Origin of the sequence: Paenibacillus sp. MMS20-IR301, assembly GCF_032302195.1 — a bacterium.
GTDB lineage: Bacteria > Bacillota > Bacilli > Paenibacillales > Paenibacillaceae > Paenibacillus_AQ.
On the sequence record NZ_CP135275.1, the window covers coordinates 7,654,478 to 7,674,793 of the forward strand.

General features: G+C 53.8%; 15 protein-coding genes. 12 read left to right on the plus strand and 3 right to left on the minus strand.

Annotation, left to right across the window (positions count from 1 at the left end):
* The first annotated feature begins 259 nt into the window (after positions 1–259).
* The 5 genes from LOS79_RS32850 (at position 260) to LOS79_RS32870 (ending at position 4,537) form a co-directional block, all read left to right on the plus strand.
* Complete coding sequence (locus LOS79_RS32850; protein ID WP_315415312.1) at positions 260–2,440, plus strand: RelA/SpoT family protein; 2,181 nt, start codon at positions 260–262, stop codon at positions 2,438–2,440.
* Positions 2,441–2,461: 21 nt separating this feature from the next.
* Complete coding sequence (dtd, locus tag LOS79_RS32855) at positions 2,462–2,905, plus strand: D-aminoacyl-tRNA deacylase (RefSeq protein ID WP_315415313.1); 444 nt, start codon at positions 2,462–2,464, stop codon at positions 2,903–2,905.
* 249 nt (positions 2,906–3,154) lie between these two features.
* Positions 3,155–3,310 carry a hypothetical protein gene (locus LOS79_RS32860; RefSeq protein ID WP_315415314.1) on the plus strand — a complete coding sequence of 52 codons (156 nt, stop codon included), beginning with the start codon at positions 3,155–3,157 and terminating at the stop codon, positions 3,308–3,310.
* A gap of 213 nt (positions 3,311–3,523) precedes the next feature.
* A complete protein-coding gene (locus tag LOS79_RS32865) occupies positions 3,524–4,030 on the plus strand; it encodes a type 1 glutamine amidotransferase domain-containing protein (RefSeq protein WP_315415316.1) in 507 nt (168 codons plus the stop codon).
* A gap of 60 nt (positions 4,031–4,090) precedes the next feature.
* Positions 4,091–4,537, plus strand: a complete 447-nt coding sequence (locus LOS79_RS32870) for a hypothetical protein (protein WP_315415318.1) — start codon at positions 4,091–4,093, stop codon at positions 4,535–4,537.
* Positions 4,538–5,435: 898 nt separating this feature from the next.
* Here LOS79_RS32870 and LOS79_RS32875 read toward each other — a convergent pair.
* Positions 5,436–5,660 (minus strand): hypothetical protein, encoded by a 225-nt coding sequence (locus LOS79_RS32875; RefSeq protein WP_315415320.1) that lies wholly within the window; start codon positions 5,658–5,660, stop codon positions 5,436–5,438.
* A gap of 106 nt (positions 5,661–5,766) precedes the next feature.
* On the opposite strand from LOS79_RS32875, the gene hisS reads away from it, so the two are divergent.
* The 5 genes from hisS to LOS79_RS32900 all read left to right on the plus strand — a co-directional run bounded on the left by hisS (position 5,767) and on the right by LOS79_RS32900 (position 13,637).
* On the plus strand, positions 5,767–7,020 hold the full coding sequence (gene hisS / locus LOS79_RS32880) for a histidine--tRNA ligase (RefSeq protein ID WP_315415321.1): 1,254 nt from the start codon (positions 5,767–5,769) through the stop codon (positions 7,018–7,020).
* Positions 7,021–7,099: 79 nt separating this feature from the next.
* Positions 7,100–8,878, plus strand: a complete 1,779-nt coding sequence (gene aspS, locus LOS79_RS32885; RefSeq protein WP_315415322.1) for an aspartate--tRNA ligase — start codon at positions 7,100–7,102, stop codon at positions 8,876–8,878.
* 78 nt (positions 8,879–8,956) lie between these two features.
* Positions 8,957–9,715, plus strand: a complete 759-nt coding sequence (locus LOS79_RS32890; protein ID WP_315415323.1) for a tRNA threonylcarbamoyladenosine dehydratase — start codon at positions 8,957–8,959, stop codon at positions 9,713–9,715.
* Positions 9,716–9,913: 198 nt separating this feature from the next.
* A complete protein-coding gene (locus LOS79_RS32895) occupies positions 9,914–11,215 on the plus strand; it encodes an NCS2 family permease (RefSeq protein WP_315415324.1) in 1,302 nt (433 codons plus the stop codon).
* Between the two features lie 196 nt (positions 11,216–11,411).
* Positions 11,412–13,637 carry a HelD family protein gene (locus tag LOS79_RS32900; protein ID WP_315415325.1) on the plus strand — a complete coding sequence of 742 codons (2,226 nt, stop codon included), beginning with the start codon at positions 11,412–11,414 and terminating at the stop codon, positions 13,635–13,637.
* A 523-nt stretch (positions 13,638–14,160) separates the two neighbouring features.
* Here the strand turns inward: LOS79_RS32900 and LOS79_RS32905 are convergent.
* Positions 14,161–16,176: a methyl-accepting chemotaxis protein gene (locus LOS79_RS32905; RefSeq protein ID WP_315415327.1), complete on the minus strand. Its 2,016-nt coding sequence runs from the start codon at positions 16,174–16,176 to the stop codon at positions 14,161–14,163.
* Positions 16,177–16,730: 554 nt separating this feature from the next.
* On the opposite strand from LOS79_RS32905, the gene LOS79_RS32910 reads away from it, so the two are divergent.
* Together LOS79_RS32910 and LOS79_RS32915 are read left to right on the plus strand one after the other, a co-directional pair.
* Positions 16,731–17,012: a CD3324 family protein gene (locus LOS79_RS32910; protein ID WP_315415329.1), complete on the plus strand. Its 282-nt coding sequence runs from the start codon at positions 16,731–16,733 to the stop codon at positions 17,010–17,012.
* A 153-nt stretch (positions 17,013–17,165) separates the two neighbouring features.
* On the plus strand, positions 17,166–18,476 hold the full coding sequence (locus LOS79_RS32915) for a replication-associated recombination protein A (RefSeq protein WP_315415331.1): 1,311 nt from the start codon (positions 17,166–17,168) through the stop codon (positions 18,474–18,476).
* Between the two features lie 689 nt (positions 18,477–19,165).
* Here LOS79_RS32915 and mnmA read toward each other — a convergent pair.
* Positions 19,166–20,287: a tRNA 2-thiouridine(34) synthase MnmA gene (gene mnmA, locus LOS79_RS32920; protein ID WP_315415333.1), complete on the minus strand. Its 1,122-nt coding sequence runs from the start codon at positions 20,285–20,287 to the stop codon at positions 19,166–19,168.
* Positions 20,288–20,316 lie beyond the last annotated feature (29 nt).

Sequence of the window (20,316 nt, forward strand, 5' to 3'; positions counted from 1 at the left end):
AAACCGCCTTTACTAGATTAAATAGATCGGCGGGTTTTTACAACAACATTTTTATGCATGCCACAAAATTGTCTATTCTTAGGGTCTTTATCTTACAGGAATGTCACGCTATGGCAAGTGTTGACGTAATCCTCCGCAAGCGTCATAATTATAGACAACTTTAATCTGTACGTACTGCAGCTTTGAACATATGGAACCTGCAAATTCTGCATAGCTTGCGGGTTCATTTTATTATAGAAGGGAAACGGATACGACGAGAATGGGCATAGAGCAATTAACCGAAAAGGCCGGCGCCTATATAAAAGAAAAAGATCTTCTCCGCATCCGCGAAGCTTACGAGTTTGCCGATCAGGCCCATCACGGGCAGGTCCGGAAGTCGGGGGAGCCATACATTCTGCATCCGCTGGCGGTCGCAGATATTGTCGTCAATATGCAAATGGATGTTATATCCATTATTGCTGCGCTGCTGCATGATGTTGTGGAAGATACGACGGTGTCCCTGGACCAGATCCGTGCGAAATTTGGCGATACCTGCGCCATGCTGGTGGACGGTCTGACGAAGCTGGAACGCATCCGCTTCCGCTCCAAGGAAGAGCAGCAGAACGAGAATTACCGTAAAATGTTCATCGCCATGGCCCAGGATATCCGGGTGATTGTGATCAAGCTGGCGGACCGTCTGCATAATATGCGCACGCTGAAGTACCAGTCAGAGGAGAGCCAGCGGCGTATTTCCTATGAGACACTGGAGATTTTTTGTCCCATTGCTGACCGTCTGGGGATCTCGGCGATTAAATGGGAGATGGAGGATATTGCCCTCCGTTATCTGAACCCGCAGCAGTATTACCGGATTGCCAATCTTGTACACAAGAAGCGGGCTGAGCGTGAGCAGTTCATCGACAGCGTTATCGGCCGGATCCGCGCCAAGCTGGATGAAATGGGCATCGAAGGCGATCTTTCCGGACGCCCGAAGCATATTTACAGTGTATATAACAAAATGAGCACGAAGAACAAGCAGTTCAATGAGATTTATGATCTGCTGGCGATCCGTATCATCGTTGATAATATTAAGGATTGTTATGCCACTTTAGGAATTATTCATACTCTTTGGAAGCCGATGCCTGGCCGGTTCAAGGATTATATTGCTATGCCCAAGGCGAATATGTACCAGTCTTTGCATACAACGGTAGTCGGTCCCGGAGGGGAGCCTACAGAGGTACAGATCCGGACCTGGGAAATGCACCGTACAGCCGAATTCGGGATTGCCGCCCACTGGGCGTATAAGGAAGGCAGCAGCAACAATGTCAATCCGGAGAACCGGATGCCGTTTTTCCGTGAGATTCTGGAGCTGCAGCATGAGGCGAAGGACGCGGAAGAATTTGTGGAATCGCTCAAAATGGACTTTTTCTCCGACCTGGTCTTCGTATTCACGCCAAAAGGTGAGGTTGTGGAGCTGCCGGCCGGTTCGGTGCCGCTTGATTTCGCCTTCCGCATTCATACCGAGGTCGGCAACCGGACGATCGGCTCTAAGGTGAACGGCCGTATTGTGCCGCTGGACCATAAGCTGAAGACGGGAGATATCGTGGAGATTCTGACCTCGAAGAACTCGTACGGACCCAGCCGGGACTGGCTGAAGATTGCCCAGTCTTCCCATGCGCGGAGCAAGATCAAGCAGTGGTTCAAGAAAGAGAAGCGTGAAGAGAATGTCGAAAAAGGCCGTGAGGCCATTGAACGCGAGCTGAAGCGCCTGAATGTAGAGGTCTCTGACTGGCTGACGGAAGATAAATTGTCGGAGGCAGCGAAGAAATTTGCCTTCAACGATGTGGAGGATATGCTGTCTGCTGTAGGCTTCGGGGGCATTACCGCTTCACAGATTGCCTCCAGGCTGACGGAGAAGCTGCGTAAGGAGCAGGAAGAAGCCGCAGGCCACTTAGAGCTGACTTCAGAGATGAAGGAGATCAAGTCCAGCGGCGAGAAGCGCACCCAGCCGACCAACGGCGTACGCGTCAAAGGCATTGATAATCTGCTTGTCCGCTTCGCACGATGTTGTAATCCCGTGCCGGGCGACGATATTATCGGTTATGTAACCCGCGGACGCGGGGTGTCGGTACACCGTGAGGACTGCCCGAACATTCCGAGTGAAGGGGACGGGGAAGAATCTGCACGCGTGATCGAAGTGGAATGGGAAGGCAGTATGGAGGCCAACTACAGCGTCGATATCGAGATTACCGGCCATGACCGCAACGGGCTGCTGAATGAAGTGCTGCAGGCAGTATCGGAGAGCAAGACGAATATCTCGGCGGTTACGGGACGCTCCGACAAGAACAAGATGGCGATGATTCATATGACGATTCTGATCCGCAACACCGATCACCTGCAGTCTGTGGTGGATAAGGTGAAGCGTGTAAAGGATGTATATACGGTTAACCGCATTATGCAATAGGGCAAGGAGCTGAAGTTAGGCATGAGAGTAGTTGTGCAGCGCTGCAAGGATTCCAGCGTGACGGTAGACGGAACCGTAACCGGGGCGATTGGCGAAGGCTTGATGCTGCTGGTCGGCGTAACCCACGAGGATACGGAGAAGGATGCCAAATATTTGGCGGACAAAGTAGCGGGACTGCGCATTTTTGAGGATGAAGCCGGTAAAATGAACTTCAGCGTAACCGATACCGGAGGAGCTATCCTGTCGGTCTCGCAGTTCACATTATACGGCGACTGCCGCAAGGGGCGCCGCCCGAACTTCATGGCTGCTGCGGCTCCGGCCGAGGCAGAGCGGCTCTACGACTACTTCAACGAGGAGCTGCGCAGAGGCGGGCTTCAGGTGGAGACCGGCGTGTTTGGTGCGATGATGGACGTTGCCCTGACGAACTGGGGGCCGGTTACCCTGCTGCTGGACAGCCGGGCCTGAGCGCTGAAGCGGGCGGCTCCGCGGACAGACGCAGTTAGCAGGTGAAGGAACAGTTGAGTTGAATAGCAAGCTGAGAGAATTACAGCGAACTTCCGGACCCCGTGTTGGGGTCTTTTTGCTGTGCAGCCTTGTCCGTCCCGGCGCGTCTCTGCCTGTCCGAAGGATTTTGCCCGGTGGGATATTGCTATCCGCCTATGGATAAACTAGGGATGGACCACCAATTATCGTTATTAACGGGGAGCATAGAGCATGAGATATTCGCAAAAAGCTTGGACGTGGAACAGTATTCAGGGCTATACGGCGGGCTCGATGCCTGAGGCCTTTGCGGTAGCAAGAGCAGGCGGGGATGAGAAGGAGCTGCAGATCCTCAAGGGCAGAAGCCGCGGCCTTCTGCCGCGCACTTAAAGGGCAGGGGCTGCGGTTTTTGGCAAAGTACTTGGATAATCACCCTGAGTCAGAGCTTCACTTTGCGGGATTAATTTGTGGGGCATTTTACTGTGCACAGAAAGGGTTTGTATAGCAGAATTTGCAAAACTGGCCAGGCCTCGTTAGAAATCCGCTTATTGCGGGTAATAGAATGACGAGAACAGAACAGCGTAGAGAGGAGAACTCCATCTCATGAGTAAAGTAGCATTTCTGCTCGCAGACGGTTTTGAAGATTCGGAAATGAAGGTGCCTTATGATGAAGTCCTGCAGGCAGGCCATCAGGCAGACATTATTGGCCTGAAGGCGAATGAGACGCTGCTGGGCAAGAAGGGGAACGTCTCTTATGCGTCCGACAAGGCTATCAGCGACGTACAGGCACAAGATTATGACGCTGTAGTCATTCCGGGCGGTTCCTCGCCGGAGAATCTCCGCCTGAACCCGGATATCCTGCAATTTGTGCAGGATGCCGATGAAGCAGGCAAGCCTATTGCCGCCATTTGTCACGGGCCGCAGATTCTGATCAGCGCCGGGCTGCTGCAGGGCCGTACCCTAACCTCCTATCCGCCGCTGAAGGATGACATCATTAATGCCGGGGCGGAATTCAAGGATGAAGAGGTCGTGGTGGACGGAAATTATATTACTTCACGCACACCCAAGGATGAGCCCGCATTTGTGCGTGAGCTGCTTAAGGTGTTGTAATACAAGCTTGACGGGAATGATTAAGGGAATGGTTACTCAACTAACTTAGGAGGGATTAACATGACGAAAAGAATCCAAGCCTATTTCAGCTCAGAAGACGCGGCGGAAGGTGCCAAGACAGCATTGATTCCTTATGGTGTAGAAGGTATTGAAGTATCTGCGTTAACGGATCCCCTGGATACCGGCCGCAATAGCCGGCGCAACATTCTGGTTCCGCTGGCTCCTTTTAATACCTCGGCTACAGCTGCCGGAGGAGTATACAGCACAGGAGGCGCGGCAGGACCGCTCACTGGGGCGGCGATTGTTCCGGGCGTAGCTTTGGATGATGATTCGGGGCGTGTGGATGATGAGCGTACAGCAGGAGAGGTCCATAACGGCTCCGATCTCAAGGATAGCGATCTGGAGAACCTGCATTATGTAATGGACCTAAAAGTAGCTGAGAACCACTACAATGAGGTTGTAGAGGTTCTGCGCGGCAAGCAGGCTTATGTGGAGATTTTTGATTAAGCAGGTATAGGCATAGCTTAGTCCGGTCGTACCGATAGCTCCAGTCCTCCGCTGCGGAGAGGCTGGAGCTGTTGTGTTGTCAGGAGATCCGCTGCTGCGAGGGGAAGCGGAATGAATTCCCTAGACAGGGAATAGGGATGTAGTGTAATCTAATGTGTAGAGTTTTACACGGGCCTGGACGACGCAATAAAACGCTTTCTTTTCTGTAATGCAACTGTAATATTACATTCATGATTCCGAAATATAGCGTGTTTATAATAGAAGCATGACCCCCTTTTTTATAATATATGATGATGGACCTGCAGCAATCGGCTGCAGGTCATTTTTTTTGAAATGTGTGCGGAAAATCGAATACAATATGCCACCGCGTGGGGAATCAAGCCAAATGTATGCGGAAAACCGAATACAATGCCGACCGCGTGGGGAATCAAGCCATTTCGCTCTTGGGCAGCTGTGCAGAACAGGGTAACAGCGCAGTTTGAGCACGTGGCGGACTGAGAAGCGCTTATTTCCTGAAAATGCTCAATATACAGGGTTAAGCGGACTGGAATTCCGCCATTTAATTGATTTGAGCCCGAAATAGGCATAGCAGGCCTGTTAACGGATTCTGAGTCCGTTTGCCCCGTAATTTCGCCGGATTTCACCCAATAGCGGATGCTCAGTCCGTTTCGTCAGGGTTTGACCGCTGAAGTCCTGACGCAATTCGACTGAAATTGCGCTCTTTCGCCAATATCTGCCTTTATATGCCATGCGCGCGGTTTTGGCAGGCAAATTCAATTCATTCCTTGACTTTAGCGCAGTGGTTCAGTAGAATCTAACAATATACGATATGTTATAACGTTTTGATGACGGGACCAAGTAATCCGTAACCCACAACCCCAGAGAGGAATCCCGCTGGTTAAGCTGCCGCCCAGGTGAAGGACGGTACAGCATAATCCGCATGGCTGTAAGGATTCTGTTGATGAGCGGATGAATGACCTCCCCGAGAACGCACGGTGAACGCAGGCAGCAGCAGGTTGCCTAAGGCCAGTAACCGACTTGCGCGTAGGCGGGCGTTAACCGCTTTGAGCGGATTATGAAGCAGCGCAGCTGCTGCACTGATCCGGAATGTGGGTGGTACCACGGGTGAATTATTGGTTATGATAATCCCTCGTCCCTGTTTGTAATGAACAGGGCGGGGGATTTTTTGTTGTTTTTTGATGAGGGGTTATTTTCAGGAGGGATAGGCTGTGGCTAAAGAAAGATTCGAGAAACCAACCGGTACGCAGGATGTGCTTCCGGGTGCAGTGGAGAAATGGCAGGTTGTTGAGGGGAAGGCCAGAGATCTGTGCCGCCGGTTCAACTACCGGGAGATCCGCACGCCAATGTTCGAGCACACCGGGCTGTTCGAGCGCGGCGTAGGTGAAACAACGGATATTGTCGAAGGGGAAATGTACACCTTCAAGGATAAGGGTGACCGTGATCTGGCGCTGCGTCCCGAAGGGACCGCCGGTGTTGTCCGGGCGTATGTGCAGAACAAGCTGTATGGCGAGCCGGATGTCAGCAAGCTGTATTATATCGGCCCGATGTTCCGTTATGAGCGCCCCCAGGCGGGCCGTTACCGCCAGTTCCACCAGTTCGGCATAGAAGCCTTCGGAGCGGTTGATCCGGCAATTGATGCCGAAGTCATCTCGCTCGGCTACCAGTTCTACATTGACCTGGGGCTGAAGGATGTACGGGTGGAGCTGAATTCTGTAGGCAACGCGCCGAGCCGTGCGGCTTACCGGGAGAAGCTGCTCGATTTCCTGAGACCGATGAGAGACAATCTGTGCAGTGACTGCCAGCGCCGGATGGAACGCAACCCGCTGCGCGTGCTGGACTGCAAGGTCGACCAGGATAAATTCGGCGGTGCACCGTCGATTCTGGACAGTCTGGATGAAGAATGTACAGAGCATTTTGCCAAGGTAAAAGGTCACTTGGACGTTATGGGCGTGGAGTACAGCATCAATCCCCGTCTCGTGCGCGGCCTGGATTATTACACGCATACAGCGTTTGAGTATAAAGCAGCGGGTATCGGTTCTATCGATACAGTTGGCGGCGGCGGCCGGTATAACGGCCTCGTGGAGGAAATCGGAGGACCGGATCAGCCGGGCATCGGTTTCGGTATTGGTCTGGAACGCATTCTGCTGATTCTGGAGAATCAGGGTGTGGAGCTGGAGCAGGCGAAGCCGCTTGATGTGTATTTTGTCGCACTGGGTGAAGCCGCGGACCTGGAGATTACGAAGCAGCTGTTCCACCTGCGCAGCCTGGGCTTCTCCGCCGAGCGCGATTACCTGGGACGCAAGATGAAGGCACAGATGAAGTCGGCGGACCGCATGTCGGCCCGGTATACAGCGATTCTTGGCGAAGATGAGCTGAAGGGCGGCGTGATCGCCCTGAAATCGATGGAAACCGGCGAGCAGCGGACAGTGAAGCTGGATGAGCTGGCGCAGGCGCTGAACTAGGCTTAGAACGTTGTGCAAGGCGGATGCAGCCATCCGCTCAAATACATGTAATTTTAACGATGAAGGGGTAGGATAAAAGATGAGCAGAACCCATAACTGCGGACAATTAACAACGGCAAGCATTGGCGAGACCGTAACACTGAACGGCTGGGTACAGACCCGCCGTGACCTTGGGGGCGTACTATTTATTGACCTGCGCGACCGTACAGGGATTGTGCAGATTGTATTTAACCCCGACTATTCCGGAGAAGCGCTGCAGATTGCCGATAAGGTTCGCAGTGAATACGTGCTGGCTGTAACAGGTAAAGTGGTTAAACGGGATGATGAAACGATCAACCGCAACCTGCCGACCGGCGAGATTGAAGTACAGATTACAGACATCGAAGTGCTGAATGCTGCGAAGACCCCTCCGTTCTTCATTGAAGACGGTGTGGAAGTCGATGAATCGCTGCGGATGAAATACCGTTACCTGGATCTGCGCCGTCCTGAGATGCACAAGACGCTGCTGCTCCGCTCCAAAGCGGCGAAGATCTTCCGCGACTTTCTGGACAGTGAAGGCTTCATTGATATTGAAACACCGATTTTGACCAAAAGCTCACCGGAAGGCGCACGTGATTATCTCGTGCCAAGCCGTGTGCATGAAGGCGAATTCTTCGCGCTTCCGCAGTCTCCGCAGATCTATAAGCAGCTGCTGATGGTCGGCGGGATTGAGCGTTATTACCAGATGGCCCGCTGTTTCCGCGATGAGGACCTGCGCGCAGACCGCCAGCCGGAATTCACCCAGTTCGACATCGAGACCTCCTTCATGCCGCAGGATGAACTGCTGGCCATGATGGAGCAGCTGATGCAGCGCCTGCTGAAGGAAACGATCGGCGTAGAGGTTGCCCTGCCGTTCCAGCGTCTGACTTATGCTGAAGCGATCGGCAAATATGGTTCTGACAAGCCTGACCTGCGGTTCGGCCTGGAGCTGGTTGAGATGAACGACATCGTTGCTGCCAGCGGCGTGAAGGTATTCGCTTCCGTAATTGAGAAGGGCGGAGAAGTGAAATGTCTCAATGCCAAGGGCTGCGGCACTTGGACCCGTAAGGAGATTGATGACCTCGGACCTTATGCTGCCCGCTATGGCGCCAAAGGCCTGGCCTGGATTCAAGTCAAAGACGGTGAGTTCAAAGGACCGATTGTGAAGTTCTTCTCCGAAGAGGAAATTGCTGCCGTGAGAGAACGTACAGGTGCCGAAGAAGGCGACCTTCTGCTCTTCTCCGCTGATACGAAGAAGGTCGTAGCTGATGTGCTTGGTGCACTTCGCCTGAAGATCGGACGCCAGCTTGGCCTGATCGACGACAGTGTGTTCAAATTTGCCTGGGTAACTGAATTCCCGCTGCTCAGCTATGATGAAGAACAGAAACGTTATATGGCTGAACACCATCCGTTCACCCGTCCAATGGACGAAGACCTGCACCTGTTTGACACTGATCCGGGTGCGATCCGTGCGCAGGCTTATGATATCGTGCTTAACGGTTATGAAGTGGGCGGCGGCTCCCAGCGTATCTACAAACGTGATGTTCAGGAGAAAATGTTCGATGCCCTGGGCTTCTCGCCGGAGCTGGCCTATGAGAAATTCGGCTATCTGATGGATGCCTTCGAATATGGCACGCCTCCGCACGGCGGCATCGCGTTTGGTTTCGACCGTCTGATTATGCTGCTGGCCGGCCGCACCAATCTGCGTGAGACGATTGCCTTCCCTAAAACGGCAAGTGCAACCGATCTGCTGATGGATGCCCCGTCCCCGGTGGATGCAGCACAACTGGAGCAGCTGCACATCAAATTGGCACCGAAACCGGAAAAAGAAAAGAAATAAATTATAAATATGCGGCGGGGTGACAGAGGCGGACTCAAGCAGCTGCGCCCCGCAGGCTTGCATAAGGAGGCTGACATTATGCTGAATCAGTTCTCGCGTACAGAACTGGCAATTGGACCGGAAGGCCTGGATATTATGAAGAACAGCACAGTTGCTGTGCTGGGGATTGGCGGAGTAGGCGCGATGGCTGTGGAAGCTCTCGCCCGGACCGGTATCGGCCGTATTATCCTGATTGATAAGGATTCGGTCGATATTACCAATATCAACCGCCAGATTCATGCGCTGACAACGACAATCGGCCAGAACAAAACCGATCTGATGGTTGACCGCATCAAGCTGATCAATCCGGAATGCGAAGCGATTGCGCTGAACATGTTCTACACCGAGGAGACTTACGAAGAGCTGTTCAATTATAAGCCGGACTATGTTATTGACGCTTCGGATACGATCATCTACAAGATTCATCTGATCAAGGAATGTCTGACCCGGGGGATCCCGATGATCTCCAGTATGGGGGCGGCTAACAAAATGGACCCGACCCGGTTCCAGGTAGCCGACATCTCCAAGACGACGATGGACCCGATTGCCCGCGTGATCCGCACGAAGCTGCGCAAGGAAGGCATCAAGAAAGGCGTGAAGGTGGTATTCTCCACCGAGAAGCCTGTGAAGCCGCGTGAGGATGTAACAGAGCAGATTGTTCCTGCCAATGCGCCGGACCGGCGCAAGGCGAAGCAGCCACCGGCCAGTAATTCCTACGTACCGCCGGTAGTCGGCCTGATCATGGTCAGTGCGACAGTTCGTGACCTGCTGGACGCTGGCGGCATAACGTTTGAGTAGAGTTTAACAGGACCTAAAGGGCGTGCAGGCCGGTTCCCGGCTGCATGCCCTTTTATTGCGGTCCTCCGGCTGTGCAATAATGAATCACCCTATATAATCCGGGATTACCGGCATACTAGCTATACCGGCCCGGCTGATTACGAAGCAGGCAAACCGGGTAATAGCCAGCGGAACTTAACATTAGTTGGAGGTTGTTACATGAAAGCGAATTTTTGGCGGAACAGCGTAGGGATGGAACCGGGCGATAACTGGAAACAGGAATGGGCGGCAGGAATTCTCTCGTATTTCGCTTCAGTATATATTGTTATGGTCAATGCGGCGATTCTGCATGATGCAGGCATGCCGCTGCGGGCGGGAATGGTGGCTACCCTGCTGACAGCCATTACAGGCTGCCTGCTGATGGCTTTTGGCGGCAAAACACCGATCATCGTTGTCCCGGGCATGGGGATTAACGCATTTTTCACCTATACGCTTGTGCATTCCATGAAGCTGGACTGGCGCGAGGCACTGGCCGTTGTTGTAGTAACGGGTGTACTGTTTGCCGTTGTGGCCTTTACCTCACTCTACCGCATCCTCAGCGACGCGATTCCCCATAATCTGCAGCATGCGATTACTGTCGGAATCGGGCTGTTCCTGACATTTATCGGGCTGCAAAAAAGCGGGATTGTTATCGCCCACGCCACGACCTTCGTCGCCATCGGGCATTTCAGTGATCCGGCAGTGATCACTTCGGTGGTAACACTGCTGCTCGCGCTGGTCCTGTTCATCCGCGGTACGCGCGGCGGCCTGCTGATCAGTATGATTGCCGGGACAGGGCTTGCCTATCTGCTGGGAGCGGCTCACGCCCCTGCGGCTAAGGAATCAGGGCATGTATTCAGCGGCTATGGCGGTGTGTTCGCCGGGATGGACTGGAGCGGCTTCATCAGCCTCGTCTTCTGGATTGCCGTGTTCCTGCTGCTGCTGATCGTGGTCTTCGAGAATATCGGGCTTATCTCTTCACAGACCTTGATGGCAGGCCGCCCGGAACGCTTCAAAAGCAGTCTGCGGGCACTGTCTCTCGCCAACATCGCAGCAGGCCTCTTCGGCAGCAGCCCGGTCGTAGCCGCAGCCGAGTCTACTGCCGGTATCGCCGCAGGCGGACGCTCCGGCCTGACCTCACTGGTCACCGGCCTGCTGTTCGGGGCCACGTTCCTGTTCATTCCGCTGCTGGCCTACGTGCCGGACAGCGCAATTGCGCCGATTCTGATCGTAATCGGCGGACTGATGGTCCAGAGTGTCCGCGAGATGGATCTCAGTGATATGACTGAGCTGTTCCCGGCGTTTCTGGTCATGGTCATGATCCCGTTCACCTATAGCATTGTGGACGGTATGGCTTTCGGCTTCATCACTTACCCGATTGTGAAGCTGGCCGTAGGCAAAGGCAAAGATGTGCCCCCGGCACTGTACGGCATTGCCGGGCTGTTCGTAGCGAACTTTGTACTGCATGCGCTGATGGGATAACTGCTGACTGTCCATTACGCTAGTGTAATCATTTCGCCAGCAGCCGGCTGCAGCTTGAAATATCTGGCTTTCCCTGTCCCGGTGTGATATGATGTACTGCTCACACACACTTAAGGTGCATGCTTCCGAAGCGAGTTTTGCACGAAGGAAAGTCGGGTGCAGTATTGCTCGCAAAACTTTTAGGAGGTAACTGAAATTGGAAGACAACTTTCAAAGTGCCTATCAAGAGGAAGAAGACAGGCTGAACCGCGCGCTGACAGAGATTGACTCCACCCTTGAGCGGCTCCGTAACACTCCCGTGTACACGGGACACGATTACACGGAGCAGGTGCTGGAGGACTCGAGGGAACAGAGGCGCAAAGATCTTGCCAAGCTTAGGCAGGAGCCATATTTCGGACGGCTTGATTTTCAGGGCAATGACGAGGAAGAACGCAAGGCGCTGTACATTGGCAAAATCGGCGTAGACCGCGAGCAGGTAAGCGACCGTCCGCTAGTGATTGACTGGCGGGCACCGGTGGCAAGCCTGTTTTATTCTTTTACCGGAGGAACAGAAGCAGCTACCTACGAAGCGCCGGAAGGGCTGATTGAAGGGCTGGTCTATCTCAAGCGCAACGTGGTGATCCGCAAGCAGATTCTGGAGCGGGTTGCTGATACGTACAACCGGGAGAGCGATGCGCCGGCCGTGTCCGACGAATTCCTGGTCTACCGGCTGGGCGAGAACAAGGATAACCGGCTGCGGGATATCGTCTCGACGATCCAGGAGGAGCAGGACAAGATTATCCGGGCGGCCAAGAATACGGCGCTGATCATCCAGGGCGTGGCGGGAAGCGGTAAAACGACCGTGGCCCTGCACCGGCTGGCGTTCTTATTGTATCAATATAAGGATCAGGTTTCGGCGGAGAAAATGATTATTTTCGCCCCGAACCGGATGTTCCTGGACTACATTTCGGATGTGCTGCCGGAGCTCGGGGTCGGCAATATCGCCCAGAGTACCTTCCCGGACTGGGCGGCGGAGGTGCTGGGCGTAACACTGCCGGAGCAGAATGCATCGGAGGCCATGAGCCGCTGGTTCGAAACCGCAGGGGCAATGCCCGTCATTACGGAAGAGACTCCGGGGCGGTTCAAGGGCTCTACAGTGCTGATGAGCGTCATAGAGTCCAGCGTGAAGCTGCTGGAGACGAGTGCCGTACCTGAAGGGGATTTCAGCCCGTGGGAAGGGGCGGTGCTGCGCCGATCGATGATTCTGCGCTGGCATAATGAGGAATACGCGCCGTATCCTCCGGCGAAGCGCAAGGAGCGCGTGATGGCGCGGATTCACCGCTGGATTGAAATGGAGCTGAAGAAGAGCCCGTCTGCAGCCGCGCTGAAGGAACGCAAGAAAAAGGGTGCGGCACGCGAGAAGGCGTACAGCGCCAAATGGCCCAAATATGAGCCGCTGAATATTTATAAGCAGATTTTCCGGGCAGCGAAGACGCCGGAGGATTGGCCGGCGGAAGCGCCTGCTGAAATTCCGCAGAGCGTGCTGAAGGAAACGGTCAAGGAGCTGAAGAAGGGCATTCTGCGCGAGGAGGATCTTCCGCCGCTGCTCTATATTCATTACCTGCTGAACGGCAGCGAGGGCAGTGAGCGCTTCGATCATATCGTGATTGATGAAGCGCAGGATTTCTCCCCGTTTCAGATCGCTGTGCTGGACCTCTATGTAAAGGGGCATTCCTTCACCATCCTGGGCGATCTGTCCCAGGGGATTCATGCCTACAAAGGGGTTCATGAGTGGAAAGAGATGCAGACGCTGTTTGCTGATGAATACACGGCGTATCACGCGCTTACCCGCAGCTACCGTTCGACGATGGAGATTATTGAGTTTGCCAACGGCATTCTGTCCTCCGGCGTCGGCAGCGGGCTGCTGGCTGTTCCGGTCTTCCGCAGCGGAAATCCGGTACGGCTGATCTCTTATGAGGATGCACTGCCGGAAGAGGCTGCAGCAGGCAGCACTAAGCGGCTCAGTGCTGTCAGAAGCGCTCTCACGGCGCTCTCCGGCCGTGAATACCGTACGGTCGCTGTCTTGACCCGCAGCCTGCGGGAAGCGGCGGAGCTGTACGGTGAGCTGGCCGGGCATTTCGACGATATTCATCTGATTGACGGCAGCATGACCGAATACCGCGGCGGCTTGTCCATACTGCCTGTATATCTGTCCAAGGGGCTGGAGTTCGATGCCGTCATTCTGGCGGATGCGGACAGCACGCACTATGGAACGGCAGCCTGGGATGCCAAGCTGATGTATGTCGGCTGTACACGCGCACTGCATGAGCTGTGGCTGCTGCATGACGGCGGGCTGCCGGCTTATATACAGCCGTCTGGAGAGGAGACCGTCTCCGGATGGCCGCTGCCTGAAGAAGCAGGGGACGGCCCCTCTGCAGACTGAACACGTAGGACGGATTACTGAAGATGCATAAGAATAACAGCAAACGGGTGCCATCCTTAGGATAAGGAGGCACCCGTTTTTTGCCGATCAGGAAAGTATACAATTTACAATATGAATAACTCTGTTGAGTTGATGCGGCTAAAGTTACCGGGAACTGCATTAGCATTAGCATGAGCCTGGCTGTCGCTGTAACTGTTGCTGTGGCTGTCGCTGTCGCTGGAATAGTTGGATTTTCTCCACTTACTCTATGAAGGAAAGCGTCCTTCTCAAACAACAGTTGGAAAAATAGCACTTAATCTAAGGCATATTAGTTAAAGTCGGGGAAATACCTGAAATTAAGATACGATTATCCAATTAATTTCCTCAAACGCTCCAAAAGATCTAAATTAAGATACGTTTTTCCAACTACTGTTGTAGAGGTTATTGCCTAAGTCCGCCAGTTCGATCCAAATGCTGATATCGCCTTGCGGGCGGAGTTTGTTCTAGCCGGAGGGGGAATATTGCACCCTGCCCTGAAGACGGTTCAGGCCTTGGCCTTAGGCTCGAAGTGGAAACGCTCCACCTGCCCCTGCATGTCGGAGGCCATTGCGGAGAGGGCGGCAGAGGAGGAGGTGATCTCCTCCATGGAGGCAAGCTGCTCCTCCGTCGCTGCCGTCACGCTCTGGAAGGAATCGAGCGCTGCTCTCGCGATGTTGGCCATCTCTTGAACGGATGCGGCTACTTCTGAGCTGCTGGCTGACATTTGCTCGGTAATCGCCGACACCTCATGGATCTGCTCGTTCACATGCCGGGTGGACTGCTCAATCTGCAGGAAGGCTGCGCTTGCTTCCTGCGTAAGCGTCATTCCCTGCTCCACATCACCCACCACTTTATGCTTCATTACATCATAGGCACTGGCAATCAGGTCGACCATATCCGAGATGGTCTCCTGGATCTGGCCTGCACTGACGTTGGAGGCCTCAGACAGCTTGCGCACCTCCCCGGCCACCACCGCGAAGCCTCTGCCGTGTTCTCCGGCGCGGGCCGCTTCAATGCCGGCATTCAGCGACAAAAGATTGGTCTGCTTGGCAATAGCGGAGATAGCCGTACTGGTCTCAGCTATCCTTGCACTTAGCCCGTTAAGCTCAGCGATCAGCGTGCCGGACTGCTGAACCGATTCACGGATCGTTTTCATCTGTTCCTGGACATGCTGCACTTTGGCGCCGCCGGCTGCAACATCCTTTTCAGTCAGCATAGCAGCATTCACAATCGCTTCTGAGGCCGAAGCAATCTTGAGAATACCGGTTGACATCTCATCCATCGTTGTGGCTACCTCGGCCGATGCGTAAGCTTGGGTTTCCACTCCGCGGGTCGATTCCTCGACCAGCTCGGTTACATACTCAACAGCCTTGCTGTTCTCCCCGGTGCTGGCTGTAAGCTGCTCGCTGGCAGCCGCCAGCTGGCCTGACGTCTCCGCAACCTCCTGCACCATGCTGCGCAGTGAGGCAACCATGGCATTGTAATTGGCGGCCAGCTGCCCGATCTCATCCTTGCGTTTTGAATGGACGGCCTCATCCAGGTACCCTTCACTTACCCGCTTGGCGGAACGGTTCAAGCGCTCCACAGCCCCGGTAATCCGGCGGATAATCAGGAAGGTTACGACAGTGGCAAGCAGCAGGGCTGCAGCAAGAACGATCGCCGACTTGTACAGAATCGGGTATACTGCCTCCCGGTACTCATCCTCAGGCAGGACACCGGCCATTTTGAAGCCAGTCTGTTCGTTGGTAATATAGAAGCCGGACATTTGCGATCCCGCAGCCTCATCATTATAGGAGATTCTTCCTGCCGGGCCTTTGCTCATTTCACTGATGATCTGATCTGTTGCTGCAGCGGCAATTTCCATGGAAGGGTGATAGATTACCTTATTGTTGCTGTCAAGAATGTATACATAACCGCTGTTGCCGAGACTGACATTTTTCGTCAGCTCCATAAGCTCATTCATGCTGATGCTGATCGTAATCGCTCCCTTGCCATCCGGAAAAGCTCTGGAAACCGGCAGGATATAACTGTTTGTCACCTTGGAGAAAATAGGATTAATCACCGAGGTTTTGTCCGGTGCCTTAAGTGCATCTATGTACCAGTCACGGACGCGGGGATCATAATCCGCCAGCTGTGAGTCGGGAGAGAACATATACTGGCCCTGGTCGTTACCGAGCGCCACGATGTCCACTTCAGGATGCTCCAGTTTAAATTTATCGATCAGATTCCGCAGTTTTGCCGGATTGCCGGTGAGGTCTGCAGCACTAACCTGATAAGCAAGCTCATTAACACTTGCACTCTCCAGCATGATTAATTGCGAGAGTGTTTTATCCAGGATATGAATGCTTGAATTGGTGGTTTCCTCCATCTTGGTGCGCAGCGCCGACTCAGCGGTCTCTGTGGAAATGAGAACCAGGGCAAGTGAAGGGAGCACAATGGCCAGAGTGATCAGCAGCATCAGTTCCGTTCTGAGCTTGGTGATGCGGAAAAAGCGTTTAAAGGACTTCCGTGGCGTTGTCATTGAAGGTTCCTCCTGGATTTGTGAATAAATAGGGTATAGATTAATTTAATTTCCATATCTCGAATTAACTAGGTGATTAATTATATATTTCGACATTAATCGACTAAAAAATTAGTTTTTCGTCAAAATTCTTCTGCGGCCTAAGGTGGAGAACGATTATAACTATTCTTGAACTTGTAACTCACTTGCACCTATGGCTTAATAATAAGTGTCCGGCCGGGCAAGATTACTTCTGGAAGGAGGCTGATTGGAATGTTTTCAGTATACGAGGTGGTTTCCGTCTAAGACGGAAGCCTGATTAACGGGAGGCCGCAAGGCCTCCTTATGTATAACTATTGAGCAAGCAACCTTAGCAAATATATAGAATAGCACTGATAAATTGCTGATAAGCAATGCTGAACAATGAATGTAGACGCTAACCGTAAGGTTTAATATAATGAATTTAGGGTTTTTACCAAATTTGAGGAGACGAAAGGAGGCAGGTGCAATGATTAGCACTAATTTTGCAGTGATCGGGCTTAACGGAACACACCTGTTGAAGGAGGAAATAGAACGTGAGTTACGTCAATGGAAAGGATGTGCTCCCCCCGGGCTTGCTCGAAGAGCTTCAGGGCTACATCCAGGGGGAATTGCTCTACATCCCTAAGAAAACAGAGCAGCGGGTAAAATGGGGCGAGAACAGCGGCTCCCGGCAAGAAATTGCTAACCGCAATGAGGAGATCTTCTGCAGTCACAGCAGCGGCTGCTCGGTGAACGAGCTGCAGAAACGATACCACTTATCTGAAGAAAGTATCCGCAAAATCATTTCAAAAATGCGGCTGGCGCTGAACAGCTAAGCCTGTATCTTTTGAACATAATCCCATAAAGTTCTAATATTAGAACGAAGAGCATGGCTCCCGCCGGTGGTGGCGAGGTCATGCTCTTTTTTATCTGGATGCGGCAGGTATGGTATGATAGAGCAGACAAGATTACAGCAGGGAAGTGGAATAATGGATTTATTTTCGCTTGGTGAAGATACGGGAAGCGGGAACGGACGGCTGCTTGCCGACCGGATGCGGCCCGGGAATCTTGATGAATATATCGGCCAAGAGCATATTGTAGGCCAGGGCAAGCTGCTGCGCCGGGCGATCGAGGCTGATCAGGTTTCTTCTATATTGTTATACGGACCTCCCGGCTGCGGCAAAACAACCCTGGCCCATATCATCTCGCATCATACCCGGGGAGAGTTTGTCCGGCTGAATGCGGTCGAGGCCTCGGTAAAGGATGTGCGCGAGGTCATTGAACGTGCCCAGAGCAATAAGGCGCTGTACGGTACGAAGACTATCCTTTTCCTGGACGAGGTGCACCGCTTCAACAGCTCGCGCCAGGATGCGCTGCTGCCGGCGGTGGAGAAGGGCACGATTACGTTCATCGGCGCCACAACTGAGAACCCGTTCCATTATGTGAACGGGGCGCTTATGAGCCGCTCCACGCTGTTCCAGCTGGAGTCACTGACCAGCGAGCACAGCCTGATCGCGATGAAGCGGGCGCTTGCCGACGAGCAACGCGGACTGGGCTTCATGGATCTGCAGGCGGATGAAGCAGCGCTTGCGCATATCGCTGCGATGGCTAACGGCGACATCCGCCGCGCCTTGAATGCGCTGGAGCTGGCGGCGATGACCACGGCTCCTCAGCCGGACGGCAGCGTGCATATTACCCTGGAGGTGGCGGAGGAGTCCATCCGCCGGCCGATTGTCAAGGCGGATGAGTCTACACAGTACGATGTGCTGTCCGCCTTCCATAAGAGCATCCGCGGCTCCAGTGATGCCGCCCTGTTCTGGTTCCTCTATGCCGTCGAGAAGCTTGGCATGGACCCGATGACCTTCATCCGCCGGCTGATTGCCGCCAGCAGCGAAGATATCGGGCTGGCTAATCCGCAGGCGATGGTCCAGGCGGTCAGCGCGCTGGATGCCTACCGCAACAACGGCTGGCCGGAGGCCCGGCTGAACATTACGCAGGCGATCCTGTTCGCGGTGGAGAGCCCGAAATCCAACGGCGTCGTGACGGCAATCGCCAACGTTATGGATTGCCTGGAGGATCTGAAATCCGCCGAGGTGCCGCTGCATCTGCGGGATACGCATTATAAAGGCTCGGCCCAGCTCGGCCATGAGGGCTACCAGTATCCGCATAATTTCCCCGGTCACTATGTGAAGCAGGACTACCTGCCGAAGGCGATTGCCCGGAGGACCTTCTACGAGGCTACCGAGCAGGGCAATGAGGCGAAGATCCGCCATAACCAGCAGCTGCGGCGCGGGCAATAAACGCAGCGACGCTGTAGCCGGCAGGCGCGGCGGGGGGCGGTGAGGATTTGAAGTAACTGGCAGGTGTGGTGCGGGTGGTGGGGCGAGGATTTGGAGTGACTGGTTGGCGCGGTACGGGTGGTAAGGTGAGAATTGGGAGTAACTGGTTGGCGCGGCACGGGTGGTAAGGTGAGGATTGGGAGTAACTGGCGGGCATGGCGGGGCAATAGCTCTTCCTATGCTGCTCATGCGCTGTAGCAACAAACCGCTCAGGGATGAATCTAACCGCTTACCAAGGTTAAGCTAACTTGTCACTTCCTGTGTCGAGTAAAATAAAGGGAAAAGTCCCTTTAAATTTGCTCAAAGTGGGCGAAATGAGAGAAATAGAGTGAAAAGTCCCTTTAGAATGGGCTGAAAGTGGGCGGGATGAGTGAAATAAAGGGGAAATTCCCTTTAAGTTGGCTGAAATTGGGTGGAATGAGTGAAATAGAGTGAAAGTTCCCTTTAAGTTCGCTGAAAGTAGGGAATTAGAGGCACTTCTACCCCTAAAAGCGCGCTGCAGCCCGCAGTCGCCCTGGACCACGCCCCGCAGCCCGCATTTGCCCATCTTTCCCCCTAAATGCGTTCCGCAGTCCGCCCGGCCAACACAAAAAAACCTCCGTCCGCTATTCTAACCGGAAGGAGGTTTTTTGCTCTGTCACACCTGAAACTTACACCTGCGAAGCCGGCACGACCTTCTCCGCCGTTTCAATCGTTCCGCCGCCCAGGCATTGCTCGCCGAGGTAGAAGACCACGGCCTGGCCCGGCGTAATCGCCTTTTGCTGGACATCAAAAGCAACATGCACCGTTCCATCCGCCTGCTTCGTCAGGGTAACACCCTGATCGGGCTGGCGGTAGCGGAATTTGGCGGTGCATTTCAGCGGTGTATCGCCAAGGGTGCCGGGATCAATCCAGTTCACGCCTGAAGCCGTGAGGCTGGTGGAGTAGAGACTGACATGCTTCTCTCCTTGCACCACGTACAGGATATTGCGCTCCAGATCCTTTTCAGCCACAAACCAGGGTTCACCCGTGCCGGAGCCGCCGATGCCCAGGCCCTGGCGCTGGCCCAGTGTGTAATACATGAGGCCGTCATGCCGGCCTTTGACCTCGCCAGTGGCGATATCGACCATATTGCCCGCCTGTGCAGGCAGATACTGGCTGAGGAATTCGCGGAAGTTGCGTTCCCCGATGAAGCAGACGCCGGTGCTGTCTTTTTTCTTCGCGGTGTAGAGGCCCGCTTCCTCGGCAATTCTCCGTACCTCCGGCTTCGGCAGATGCCCGATCGGGAACATCGCCTTGGAAAGCTGATACTGGTTCAGCGCATTAAGGAAATAAGTCTGGTCCTTATTGTTGTCTACACCGCGCAGCAGCTTGAACATGCTGTCTTCTTGAATTACCCGGGCGTAATGTCCGGTAGCTACATAATCTGCGCCAAGCTGCAGCGCCTTGTTCAGGAATTCCCCGAACTTGATCTCGCGGTTGCACATGACATCCGGATTCGGTGTCCGGCCGGCCTTATATTCTTCAAGGAAATAGGAAAAGACTTTATCAAAGTATTCCTTCTCGAAATTAACGGTATAGTAAGGAATATCGATCTGCTCGCATACGCGGCGTACATCCTCGGCATCGGTCTCCGCCGTACATACGCCGAACTCGTCGGTATCATCCCAGTTCTTCATGAAGATGCCGATGACGTCATAGCCCTGCTGCTTGAGCAGAAGCGCTGTAACAGAGGAATCGACCCCACCCGACATGCCGACGACGACACGGATATCCTGATTTGCTTTTGTCATCGTAATCACCATTTTCTATGCACAAAATA